At 48.6% G+C, this 11,367-nt stretch carries 12 protein-coding genes; 4 read left to right on the top strand and 8 right to left on the bottom strand.

The window, feature by feature from the left end; all coding sequences use genetic code 11:
• Positions 1-190 precede the first annotated feature (190 nt).
• The gene (locus tag QT974_RS18410) at positions 191-484 is read left to right on the top strand and encodes a DUF2103 domain-containing protein (protein WP_333469882.1); all 294 of its coding nucleotides are present in this window, start codon (positions 191-193) and stop codon (positions 482-484) included.
• On the opposite strand, the gene QT974_RS18405 is transcribed toward QT974_RS18410, so the two are convergent.
• Both QT974_RS18405 and QT974_RS18400 read right to left on the bottom strand, forming a co-directional pair.
• A complete protein-coding gene (locus QT974_RS18405) occupies positions 473-1,099 on the bottom strand; it encodes a HEAT repeat domain-containing protein (protein ID WP_333469881.1) in 627 nt (208 codons plus the stop codon). The genes QT974_RS18410 and QT974_RS18405 overlap by 12 nt on opposite strands.
• 136 nt (positions 1,100-1,235) lie before the next feature.
• Complete coding sequence (locus QT974_RS18400; RefSeq protein WP_333469880.1) at positions 1,236-1,958, bottom strand: helix-turn-helix transcriptional regulator; 723 nt, start codon at positions 1,956-1,958, stop codon at positions 1,236-1,238.
• 91 nt (positions 1,959-2,049) lie between these two features.
• Between QT974_RS18400 and QT974_RS18395 the strand changes: the two genes are divergently transcribed.
• Positions 2,050-2,754, top strand: coding sequence for a DJ-1/PfpI family protein (locus QT974_RS18395; RefSeq protein ID WP_333469879.1), 705 nt, complete (start codon positions 2,050-2,052; stop codon positions 2,752-2,754).
• Between the two features lie 21 nt (positions 2,755-2,775).
• On the opposite strand, the gene QT974_RS18390 is transcribed toward QT974_RS18395, so the two are convergent.
• From QT974_RS18390 to QT974_RS18365, 6 genes are all read right to left on the bottom strand, one after another.
• Positions 2,776-3,609: a HEAT repeat domain-containing protein gene (locus QT974_RS18390; RefSeq protein WP_333469878.1), complete on the bottom strand. Its 834-nt coding sequence runs from the start codon at positions 3,607-3,609 to the stop codon at positions 2,776-2,778.
• Positions 3,610-3,827: 218 nt separating this feature from the next.
• Positions 3,828-4,088: a phycobilisome linker polypeptide gene (locus tag QT974_RS18385; protein WP_333469877.1), complete on the bottom strand. Its 261-nt coding sequence runs from the start codon at positions 4,086-4,088 to the stop codon at positions 3,828-3,830.
• A 128-nt stretch (positions 4,089-4,216) separates the two neighbouring features.
• On the bottom strand, positions 4,217-5,086 hold the full coding sequence (locus QT974_RS18380) for a phycobilisome linker polypeptide (RefSeq protein ID WP_333469876.1): 870 nt from the start codon (positions 5,084-5,086) through the stop codon (positions 4,217-4,219).
• A 170-nt stretch (positions 5,087-5,256) separates the two neighbouring features.
• The gene (locus tag QT974_RS18375) at positions 5,257-6,072 is read right to left on the bottom strand and encodes a phycobilisome linker polypeptide (RefSeq protein WP_333469875.1); all 816 of its coding nucleotides are present in this window, start codon (positions 6,070-6,072) and stop codon (positions 5,257-5,259) included.
• A gap of 147 nt (positions 6,073-6,219) precedes the next feature.
• Complete coding sequence (cpcA, locus tag QT974_RS18370; protein WP_333352939.1) at positions 6,220-6,708, bottom strand: phycocyanin subunit alpha; 489 nt, start codon at positions 6,706-6,708, stop codon at positions 6,220-6,222.
• 98 nt (positions 6,709-6,806) lie between these two features.
• Positions 6,807-7,325: a phycocyanin subunit beta gene (locus QT974_RS18365; RefSeq protein WP_193972088.1), complete on the bottom strand. Its 519-nt coding sequence runs from the start codon at positions 7,323-7,325 to the stop codon at positions 6,807-6,809.
• 419 nt (positions 7,326-7,744) lie between these two features.
• Between QT974_RS18365 and QT974_RS18360 the strand changes: the two genes are divergently transcribed.
• Both QT974_RS18360 and QT974_RS18355 read left to right on the top strand, forming a co-directional pair.
• A complete protein-coding gene (locus QT974_RS18360) occupies positions 7,745-7,978 on the top strand; it encodes a hypothetical protein (RefSeq protein WP_333469874.1) in 234 nt (77 codons plus the stop codon).
• A 335-nt stretch (positions 7,979-8,313) separates the two neighbouring features.
• Positions 8,314-11,133, top strand: a complete 2,820-nt coding sequence (locus tag QT974_RS18355) for a cation-translocating P-type ATPase (protein ID WP_333469873.1) — start codon at positions 8,314-8,316, stop codon at positions 11,131-11,133.
• The last annotated feature ends 234 nt before the right edge of the window (positions 11,134-11,367 follow it).

The raw sequence follows: 11,367 nt of genomic DNA, 5'->3' as shown, positions 1-11,367 counted from the left end.
AGTAGGGGACAATTCTGCGCCGTCAAATCTCAGCAAGCGCGCCCGGGAGCAAAAAAACGATTTGAGATTGCGTGTCTTTGCTCGCAAGGGCGCGCACAGTAAGGTCATTGATACATAAGTTGAGGGAATTGCAAATTGGTTCCAGCCGGGGGTGGCTTAGACTGGGTATGTTGAATTTGGTAAAAAAGTCATGAACGCACAATCCAAAGGCCGCCTAGTTTGGAATCACTCTACTCACCTTCCCGGTTTGATACCGATTTTAGAGCGCCTGACTCTCAGAATAGGCATTCAAACCGTTACTCCAGGAGTCATTAACAAAGTTAAAGGACACATCCCCCACATGACATTAAGAGTGTCTGTACCGATTCGCGGGGGATTTAAAATCATCGCCAGACAAGGCAAAACCGTACAAGAAGTTTTTATATTAACCACTCTCAGTCAAGGGGACTTGGAAGAGCTCATCGCCCAAACCCTAGCCAGGTAACAATTTTTGCTGTGCAAGCAAAGCCCGGGCTCTAACTGCCAAAGTTTCATCACTTTCGGCCATTTCCTCAAGTTTTGCCGAAACTTCCGCTAACCAATCCGGTTTAACAGTCGCAGCACCAGCCAAAGCTTGCAAACCTCCCGCTGCTGCGTAGCGAACCACCCATTCCGGATCTCGGGACGCTTGCAGCAGCGTTTTCACAGTACGAAGTTGAGCATCTGCAATTTGTTGTGTCGGCATCAGTTCCCAGCAAATCGTCCCCAAACCCCTAGCCGCCGCCCGCCGCACGCTCAAAGCAAAGTCATTCGCCGCCGCATCCAGCAAAATCTCTAAACCCCTAGGATCGCCAATTCCCGCCAAAGCCCGAACCGCCCAAGCTCTCGCTCCGTAATTGTAGCCGTCAAGCTGTTCGAGAAGCGGCAGCACCGCAGGTTCTCCGAGTTGAATCAGCCCGTCAACGGCGGCCACGGCGGCGCCTGGGTTGTTGTAGCCGAGGACTGTAATTAAGGTAGGAATTGCTGCTTTTGAGTCAGCGGCCGCCAGTGCTTTGACGGAGTTTAACAAGCCTTCGGAAGAATCTGCTTGTTCGACGGCCTGAATTAGTTCTAATGCCATTTATTGACAGTTGACAGTTGACAGTTGACAGTTGACAGTTGACATTTACATAGTACCCGAATCAAACCATCAATGAGCGACGAACCTTTTATTCGCACAGTATTAGATTTGAAATTGCTGATTTTAGTAATACTTTTTACCAAGTCAAAATCCCGTGAATTTGCCCTATCATCTCGGTGCGAGACGAAACATTCAGCTTGCGGAACATCCGTTTGAGAGCTTGTTTGACAGAATTCTGCGTAATCCACAGCGCTGCCCCAATTTCTGCATTGGTTAATCCCCGCGCTACCAATTCAGCAATTTGTAGCTCTCGCGGTGTCAAACGACTTGCTAAGGGGGAATTAAGTTCGATCGATCGCACTTGTAACGTTGCCAGACTCGCTGACAAATGCAGGCACAAAGCACCCAAGTTAGCAATTTCTTCCGCACCAAATGCAGGATTATCGCCCACGCGGGCAAAATTAACTGTACCGATCAGGCGGCCTCCGCCGACAATTGGCCCGGTCATAATATGCTCGTGGTCATAGTAGGCACAACAGCGCTGATAAAGTTCGCACTGCTTCCAACCGCCTGATGGTAGCACCATTTCTTCGTGAGCGGGAGCGTGGCGCAGGGCGACGTAGCGCAGCACCGGATCGACGGCACGACCTACTGTTTCGTAGCGCTCTAAAAAAGCGCTAACATTGGGTACGCCGCGAACATCAATCTCAGCAATGCCGGACTGCTCGTTCAGGAAAGAAATGCCCCAGCGCTGTACTCCAAAATGCTCGCCAACTCCATCCATAAACCGCAGTCGGAGTTCGCTCTCGTCGCGCGCGCGGGCGATCGCATCAAATAACGAATAAAGAGAATTAGCCATTTATAGCTTCAAAGTGTACCCACTTGGGGACTATGAAATTTTTCGATTACTTCCTACCATAATTCATAGCAAAAGTTCGATAATTTGAAAAATGACAACTCAACCAAAATATCATATTGGCCTGGTGATTTTCCCCGGCATGACGCAACTCGATCTGACCGGCCCTCACCAAGTATTTTCGATGATGCCTGACACTCGCGTTTTGCTGTTATGGAAGACTCTCGAACCGGTGACAAGTAACGAAGGAATGACGATTTTGCCAACTACTACCTTCAATGACTGTCCGGCTTTAGATGTTGTGTGCGTTCCCGGTGGCGCGATCGGACAAGTGGAAATGATGCAAGATACGGAGGTACTGGATTTTCTGCGCCAACAGGGCAAAACAGCCAAATATATCACCTCGGTTTGTACGGGTTCTTTAATTTTAGCTGCTGCTGGATTGCTTCAAGGATACCGCGCTGCTTGCCATTGGGCGTTTCGTGACCAGCTAGCAATGCTGGGCGTTGAAGTTGGAACCGAGAGAGTTGTTGTCGAGCGCGATCGAATTACAGGCGGTGGCGTAACTGCTGGTATCGATTTTGGATTGGTGCTTGTTGCTAAGCTCTGCGGCGAGGAAACCGCCCAAATGATTCAGTTAATTTTAGAGTACAATCCCGCGCCGCCTTTTAATGCTGGTTCTCCCGAAAGTGCGGGAGAGATTTTAGTTGAAAAAGTGCAGAAATTTGGGGAACAGCTAATAGAAGCATCGCAGGCAGCTACGAAGCAAACAGCGCTGCGATTGGGTATTAATTGTTAAGTTAATAGTTCCCTGCGCTCTTTACAAAAGGCTATCCATTAAGTTCATAACTTGGATAGCTTCATCTGACAAAGATAGAGAGCCTTGTCGATCGAGGTGATGCTCCAAAACTCCTTTGAGAGCAATCAATTTCATGCTATTTTCTGCTAAAGTTTCAGCAATCGCCTCAGCTCCGGGCAAATAGCCGATCGCCCCCAAGTCCATTAAAGCCGATCGTCTCAACTGCAAATTATCCCCGTTCAAAGCAGTTACCAACAGTTCTCCATAAACCGCTTCCCCAGTTAACTGATACATTGCTCGCGCCGCAGCATATTGCACGCGCTCCACAGAATGCTCTAAAAAAGGTGCAATTAGCGGTATTGCTTCTGTCGCTCCCAGCGTACCCAAAGCTTCAATTACCGAGTCGTAAGGCTGCACGAGGTGCGATTTTCCAGGCACTCGCAGGGCTACAGCTACGCCCCCATCTAATAGTTTCATCAGCGGTGGAATGGAATCGCGATCGCCCAGCATTTCCAATGCTTGAGCCGCCGCTTCCCGCACGTAATAATCGGCGCATTCCAAACAGTGAATCAGAGCCGGCAAGGCTTGTTTGTCACCCAATTTTCCCAACGCCCGCGCCGCATTTCGCAGTAGGGAATAGTCGCCGATTTTTGTTTGTTCTGATTCTTCTTGCAATGCCGCAATCAAAGCTGCAATAACTACCGGTTCCTTGACTCGAAATCTGCCTACCCACCAAGCAGCGTAATACCGGAGACTGTAGTCTTGGGAGTGCAAATTTGCGATCGCCTGTTCTAATGTTAAAGACTCGCCGTCAGCTACACCCGCCGGTGGTGAGTCGGATTCATCATAATTCATAGTCGTTAGTTATTAGGAAAACTCGGCGATTGAAATCGCTTCTATACAGACAAAACCCGCCTGCGCGGGTTGGGAAACTCGGCGATTGAAATCGCTTTTATACAAACGAAACCCGCCTGCGCGGGTTAAATTCACTCTTACTCTTCGTCCGCGGAGGCGGACATTGTTTGTGTAGAAGCGATTTCAATCGCCCTTTTCAATCGGCTTTTCAATTGCTATTAATTATCATCCGAAGATGATTCGGCGATCGCACTTAGCGGCTGAATGCTGACAATTTTCCCGCCCATGCGAGTAATCCGCTGCATTTCTTGATTCATCCGATTGTACGGCACGGTCACAAATGTACTCGCGCTCGATCGAATCGAATAATCCATGTTTTCTGTATCATCGCTTTGGCGCAAGCCCACAACTTCATACCGAAAACAGCGACCGGCGGAAGCTGTATTCCCACTTTTTCCAGCTACGATTTGACCAAACATAAGCTTCTTAGGAATTGGTTAGTTGTTATTTGTTATTGGTTAGTTGTTATTTGTTACTTGTTACTGGTTATTGGTTTTTGTTTGTGACAATAACCAATAACCAATAACTAATAACCAATAACAACTAACTAAATTGGAGTAATGCTGGCGATTTTCGCGCCCATGCGTTGAAATTTCTGCATTTGCGAGGACAAATCATCAACAGGTACGATAAACGCTTTGCTGCTGCGGCGCACGCTGGGATAGCCACCTGTGCGAATTCCCGACACTTCCACGCGGAACAGCCGCCCTTCTTTGCCGTAAGCTGCTGCGCCACCGAAACCGCTGCTGGGAGTCACGTTTTGCGCCGAGGGCCGATATGCCCAACCTTCGTTACCGCCGGAGGGGCCGACTACAGCCGTAGCGGTATTAGTGCCGAGTTCGACGGCTAGGCGGGAGTTATTGCCTTCTAGTTGAGATGTATCGCTGTTTGCGTAGCCGCGGTACAGGCGAAACATCCGGGTAAAACCGACGGTTTTTTGACCGCGCTGCGTGTTAAAACCGCGGTAGTAAGGGACGATATTCTCGCCGAAGCTTTCTTGATACTCGACTGAATCGATGTAAGAATCAATATCAGTTTCGTAGCCTTTGGTTTGGTACAAATCTAAGTGATAAACTACTTCTGATTCGTCGTAGGGAGCGCGACCGAGCAGGTGTTTGTAGTTTAGCTCGATCGCCCGAGTTTGAAAGCTGTTGTAGAAAAACTTAGTTTTGTACAGTTCCGATTTTGCCACGGCGCGCACAAATTCTCGCACCGTTAAGCTGCCATCTCGCAGCAGTGATTCAGCACTTGTCAGGCGATCGGATTTCATCAAATAATCGTTGCCCAACAACTGACGGTAGACGGCGCGAATGGCTGTTTCTACGTCATCTTTGGTGTAATTGGGGCGCAATTCAACCTGCGGTGCATCGCTCAATGCGGATGTTCCCAGTCTGGACGCTGCTGTGGTAATAGCCACCAGATTTTCTCCTAAATTTATGAGTGTTAATTGAAACTTTTGTTTTACTTAAAAATTTTAGGACTCAGGCTAATATGTGTCAAAGTAGGGTGCGCACTGCGCACCTTACCCATACATATAAATTAGTCCTAATATGCTAAAGACGCTGTAAAAAAACGTCTTTACAAACTTTAAGCTGCGGTAATACTTACCACTTTGCCGCCACGTTTGTTGATTTGTTGCAAGCGGCTCGAAAGCTGCTCGTAAGGTACGAGATATTCGGTAGTTGTCCGCCGTACTTGGGGCGCAAATTTAGCCGAACCTTGCATTGCGGTGACTCGGTAGAGTTTCCCGCGAGAACCGCCGTTGGCGCCAGCGATAGATTTTCCGCTACCTGCGGTGTAGATGGGCGAAGCCGTATTTCTGGCTACTTCCCAAGTTAAGCGCGCTTGGGTTTGGTTTTGGGCGCGATCGCTCGAAGCAAAACCCCGGTACAATTGAAACATCCGGTTAAAACCGACTGTTTTTTGATTTCTTTGAGTTGAGAAACCGCGATAGTAAGGAACTACACTTTCGCCAAAGTTTTCTTGATACTCAACTGAGTCAATGTAAGAATTGATTTCAGCTTCGTAGCCTTCTGCGTTGTACAAATCAACGTGGAAAGCAATTTCCGACTCGTCGTAAGGAGCGCGGCCCAACAGATGTTTGTAATTTAGCTCAATTAACCGCGTTTGCGAGTTCGGGTAAAAAAACTTTTTCCGATAAGTTTCGGACTGAGCAATTGACCGCACAAAATCTTTAACTGAAATCAGTCCTTGTAACAGCAGAGATTCGGCGCTGGTAACTCGCTCGCTCGACATTAAATACTCGTTCCCGAAAACTTGGCTGTAAGCAGCGCGAATTACTGCTTTCGCGTCGTCTTGCGTCCAATATGGGCGCAGTTCTACCTGTCCGGCTTCTTCAAATGCTTTTATTCCTAACCGTTCTGCCGCACCTAATCCCGCCATCTTCGCTTCTTCCTTTTTGCTTTAAAAACTGAAAACTTGTAAAAAAAGTATTTGGAAAATTCGGCTGAGATCGCAGATGCCCGGAATCGTAAACAACAGTTAACACTAAAGCTAACAGCAGCTTACAATTCCGGGCATCACGCAAATCTAGCTCAGGGCGTTGATTGCGTAGTCGAGGTAGGAATTAGCTTCCACTGCGGGGTCGCCGCTCAGGCCGTGGTTGCCTTTGATGTACTTGAGGGCTTCAACGTACCAGCTAGGGGACAGTTCAAATGTCCGGTTGATTTCGTCGATACCAGCAATCAGGTACTCATCCATTGGGCCTGTGCCGCCTGCAACTAAGCAGTAGGTCACCATGCGCAGGTAGTAGCCGATGTCGCGGGCGCACTTTGCTTTACCGGTTGCGGTAGAAGCGTAGTTAGGGCCTTGCATTTGTTGGGTGTACGGGAATTTGTTGTACACTGCTTGGGCTGCACCGTCGATCAAGCGTTGAGAGTTGGCTGTCAAAGCTTTGGCTGCTTCTAAGCTGGCGGTTGCTTGGCGGAAACGACCGAAAGCTGTTTGGATTTCGGTGCTGCTCAAGAAACGGCCTTGAGAATCTGCTGCTGTGACTGCTTCAGTCAATGGGGTCTTCATGGTTTGCTTTCTCCCTAATGTTTGCGTTTTTTGTACGAATGTGATTTGTCGCCAGCGCGATCGCGCTACTTAACAAATTTGGTGGCAATGGCTGAGGTTTAGCCTACTGCGGAAGCGGCGCGATCGAAGTAGCTGCCGACTTCAGACATTAAGGAGTTGCAATCTCCACGAGTTACACCGTTGGGATCGTTAGCGATCGCCAAAGCTGCTTCTTTCATTTTTTGAACGCCGGTTGCTACGGAAGCGCCGGGAGTTCCCAATGCCAAGTAGGTTTCGCGAAGGCCGTTCAAGCAACGGTCATCAAGTACCGAAGCGTCGCCTGCGAAAATCGCATAGGTGACATAGCGCAAGATGATTTCCATGTCGCGCAAGCAAGCTGCCATGCGGCGGCTGGTGTATGCGTTGCCGCCTGGGGCGATCAACTGAGGCTGCTCGGCGAAAAGCGAACGAGCTGCATTAGCAACAATGCTGGAAGCGTTGCTGGTGATGCGGTTTACTGTGTCCATCCGCTTGTTGCTTTCTGCAACCATTTGGCTCAAGGCATCCAATTGGCCGGTGGCCAAAAATTCACCGCGAGCGTCTGCTTGGGAAACCACTTTTGTAAATGCGTCAAACATGAAAGAACTCTCCTACTTGAGTTAATTGAGTTTGGTTGCGGTATAAAACCGTTAAGTTAAATTTGTTCAGGCTGTTAAACCTGTAAGGGTTGAAGGTTGACGCCAGCTACTGCGAGGCGTCGGCTCGTTCTCTCCCTTTCCGCTACCTGTACTATTGTGACATTGCAACGGACGTTTAAGAAACCTTAGAAAATTTTACACCTTTTATGAGATGCGACAAACCTTGTCAATCAGTGTTTTTGTTAACTTTAGCCTGTCGTTTCAACCCTCTGATAACCTTTATACAATGCTCGTTCGTCTTTGTTTATTACAAATTATTACAGAACCTTATCCCTCTGAGAAGGTAAATCCGGGTGGGGCGAGTGCCGGAAAATCTCATTCCTGCGGTAGATGCGAGGTTCTAGCGATTAAACAAGAGTTTGATTAAATCGCCCTTTTTGACCCTCGGCTCGCCCGGAATTATCCAGGGGAGCGATCGCCCCTGTGGGCTTTACCAGACAAAATCGGAATTATTAAGAAAAGTTAAGGAAATTAAAGTTTTGCGAAAAGCAGGCAGCGGGAATAGGCAAGAAAGCAAAAATTATGCCGGATGCAGGATGTCGGCAGAATTCGGTTTTGATAAAATCCAAAAGATTGCCAGGGCGATCGCCTGAGCCTCAATTTTTGCCCGCAAGATCGGCATTTAGCGAGAAAACTCAGGGGTTGGGTCTTGGGTAAAAGCTGGAGAAATTGCTAATTTTTAGTTGTAAGGTGGATAAGTGCTATCAGCGGTAGGTCTACAAACGGCGCGAGAGAGCCGCCAGACGCAGTGAAGTTGACAGCTTCCTGCACTCTAGGCATCGAACCGGGGCCCAATACGAGTCTCAAGTTAACCAGTTTTTGATTCAGAACTCAAAACTAAACACTCTTTCACTGCAATCAGCCACATTCATCGGCTGTAGCTTGTCCAGCCACAGTCACCTAATTGCCCTATGCTCGATCGTAATTTATGTCTTCAACTTCTCCCTCTTCTTGGCACACCGTAGCAATTGACAAAACTATCTCAGAGCTCAGCAGCAACAAAGATGCGGGCTTGAGCAGCCAACAGGTGTCAGAACGCTTGCAGCAATACGGCCCCAACGAACTAGAAGAAACAGGAGGCCGCAGTTCTTGGTCGATTTTTGTCGATCAGTTCACCAACATCATGTTGTTGATGCTGATGGGTGTGGCCGTGATTTCTGGATTCTTGGACATCAAATCAAATACTTTTCCCAAAGATGCGATCGCCATTTTTGCGATCGTCATACTCAACGGTATTCTGGGCTATTTCCAAGAGCAAAGTGCCGAAAAAGCCCTCGCAGCCCTCAAAAACCTCTCTTCCCCCCTAGTCAGAGTCCTGCGGGACGGCAAAACTTCAGAAATAGCAGCCAAGGAACTCGTACCCGGAGACGTGATGCTGTTAGAGGCTGGGGTAAAAATCGCCGCCGACGGACGCTTGATCGAATCGAACAACCTGCAAATCAGAGAATCTGCTTTGACGGGAGAAGCGATCGCAGCTACCAAGCAAGCTCATATAGAACTTCCTGAAGATGCTTCCTTGGGCGATCGGCTTAACTTGATTTTTCAGGGCACAGAAGTTGTCCAGGGACGGGCCAAGGCGATCGTCACCAACACCGGAATGCAAACTGAGCTAGGCAAAATTGCCACCATGCTTCAGTCAGTAGAAAGCGAACCGACTCCCCTCCAACAGCGGATGGGCCAGTTAGGAAATGTTCTAGTCTCCGGTGCCCTAGCCTTAGTCGCAGTTGTCGTCGTTGGCGGCATGATTACCTTCAAAAACGGCGGCATCGGTTTCGATACCAGCAGGTTTGAAGAACTGTTAGAAGTTTCTCTCAGCATGGCTGTGGCTGTCGTTCCCGAAGGACTTGCGGCCGTCGTCACAGTTACTTTGGCGCTGGGAACTAGGCGGATGGTGAAGCGCAACGCTCTAATTCGCAAACTTCCGGCTGTAGAAACTTTGGGTTCGGTAACAACCATTTGTTCCGACAAAACAGGTACTCTGACTCAAAATAAAATGGTAGTTCAGCTACTATCTACAGGCGACTGCACAGTCGCCGTCGGAGGATCTGGGTATGCCCCGATCGGAGATTTTACCGATCGGCATACATCAGCCCAAATTACTAATTTAGAGGAATATCCAGAACTAGAATCTTTATTAATTGCTTGTGCAGTTTGCAACGACGCAATATTGCAGCACGAACAGCAAGAATGGAAGATTTTAGGCGACCCCACGGAGGGAGCTCTGCTTTCTTTAGCCGGAAAAGCAGGCATATATAAGGAAAAACAGTCTCAATTGCTACAGCGGACGGCCGAGTTTCCTTTTTCTTCCGAACGCAAGCGGATGAGCGTGATTTGCGAAGTGCCCGGACATTCGGGACATTCGGGATTTCCCGCACCAAACGGACAGCAGCAGAATTATTTGATGCTGACGAAAGGTTCTCCCGAGTTGACTTTGGAACGCTGCCAAGGCATTATAGTCGGCGATCGAGTACAACCTTTAAACCAGGAAATGCGCGAGCGCATTCTCGCCGAAAACAATAACATGGCAAGCGCAGGTTTGCGAGTTCTCGGATTTGGATACAAAATCTGGGAAAACCTGCCGCCCGAAGGTTCCGAGGAAACCAGCGAACAAGACATGATTTGGCTGGGACTCGTCAGTATGCTGGACGCGCCGCGCCCGGAAGTGCGCGAAGCCGTGGTGAAGTGCCGCGATGCAGGAATTCGGGTGGTGATGATTACCGGAGATCACCAGTTGACTGCAAAGGCGATCGCCTATGATTTAGGTATTGCCACAGAGGGCGATCGAGTTCTGACCGGTCAAGAATTAGAAAAGCTCAGCCAAGAAGAACTCAAACTGCAAGTCAAACAGGTTAGCGTTTACGCCCGCGTCTCCCCCGAACACAAATTGCGCATCGTCCAAGCTTTGCAAAGTTTAGGCGAATTTGTAGCCATGACCGGCGACGGCGTTAACGACGCCCCCGCCTTAAAACAAGCCGATATCGGCATCGCCATGGGAATTACCGGCACCGATGTCAGCAAAGAAGCTAGCGATATGGTGCTTCTCGACGACAACTTCGCAACTATTGTCGCCGCCGCCGAAGAAGGGCGAGTCGTTTATACCAACATTCGCCGCTTTATTAAGTACATTTTAGGCAGCAACATCGGCGAAGTTTTGACAATTGCGGCCGCACCTTTAATGGGTTTGGGAGGAGTGCCGCTAACCCCGCTCCAAATTTTGTGGATGAACTTAGTCACAGACGGGGTTCCCGCTTTGGCCTTGGCCGTGGAACCCGCCGAACCGAACGTGATGAGAAAGCCTCCTTTCAGTCCGCGCGAAAGTATATTTGCGCGGGGTTTGGGTTCTTACATGGTGCGGATCGGGATTATTTTTGCAATTTTGACGATCGCCATGATGTCCTGGGCTTACGGATATACTCACACTCCCGGACACGGCGATCCAGATGCTTGGAAAACTATGGTATTTACCACTCTGTGTTTGGCGCAAATGGGTCACGCGATCGCAATTCGGTCTAACACTCAGTTAACGATCGAGTTAAACCCCTTCACCAACATTTTTGTGTGGGGAGCTGTGATTGTGACTACTGCTTTGCAATTAATGCTGATTTATGTTCCGCCGCTGAGAGCATTTTTCGGAACTCACTATTTGACACCCTTTGAATTGCTGATTTGTTTCGGATTCAGCGCTCTAATGTTTGTCTGGATTGAAATGGAAAAATTATTTGTGCGCTTCTATAAAGCTCGCAAATAGTGTTAACGGCTGACGGATAATGAGCGCTGTTTCATTATTCGTTAGGCCGCTGACACTTGGCAATATTTTCAACACTATCAAGTCATAGCAAGCACAACGATCCGCAAAAAAAGGAATTCCACCGATTTGCCATTGAATTAGGTAAGGTGCGCTGCGGCGCACCCTACGATGACTGTATTACCAATAACTAATAACCAATAACCAATAACCAATAACCAATAACCAATAACCAAT

It is taken from the genome of Microcoleus sp. BM001215392, from assembly GCF_036700185.1.
GTDB lineage: Bacteria > Cyanobacteriota > Cyanobacteriia > Cyanobacteriales > Microcoleaceae > Microcoleus.
This window is presented reverse-complemented; position numbering and strand designations above follow the sequence as displayed.

What these genes read in the sequence shown, in the direction of transcription:
- QT974_RS18410 (WP_333469882.1), top strand. Translation starts at nt 191, where the DNA reads ATGAACGCACAATCCAAAGGCCGCCTAGTTTGGAATCACTCTACTCAC.
- QT974_RS18405 (WP_333469881.1), bottom strand. Translation starts at nt 1,099, where the DNA reads ATGGCATTAGAACTAATTCAGGCCGTCGAACAAGCAGATTCTTCCGAA.
- QT974_RS18400 (WP_333469880.1), bottom strand. Translation starts at nt 1,958, where the DNA reads ATGGCTAATTCTCTTTATTCGTTATTTGATGCGATCGCCCGCGCGCGC.
- QT974_RS18395 (WP_333469879.1), top strand. Translation starts at nt 2,050, where the DNA reads ATGACAACTCAACCAAAATATCATATTGGCCTGGTGATTTTCCCCGGC.
- QT974_RS18390 (WP_333469878.1), bottom strand. Translation starts at nt 3,609, where the DNA reads ATGAATTATGATGAATCCGACTCACCACCGGCGGGTGTAGCTGACGGC.
- QT974_RS18385 (WP_333469877.1), bottom strand. Translation starts at nt 4,088, where the DNA reads ATGTTTGGTCAAATCGTAGCTGGAAAAAGTGGGAATACAGCTTCCGCC.
- QT974_RS18375 (WP_333469875.1), bottom strand. Translation starts at nt 6,072, where the DNA reads ATGGCGGGATTAGGTGCGGCAGAACGGTTAGGAATAAAAGCATTTGAA.
- cpcA (WP_333352939.1), bottom strand. Translation starts at nt 6,708, where the DNA reads ATGAAGACCCCATTGACTGAAGCAGTCACAGCAGCAGATTCTCAAGGC.
- QT974_RS18365 (WP_193972088.1), bottom strand. Translation starts at nt 7,325, where the DNA reads ATGTTTGACGCATTTACAAAAGTGGTTTCCCAAGCAGACGCTCGCGGT.
- QT974_RS18355 (WP_333469873.1), top strand. Translation starts at nt 8,314, where the DNA reads ATGTCTTCAACTTCTCCCTCTTCTTGGCACACCGTAGCAATTGACAAA.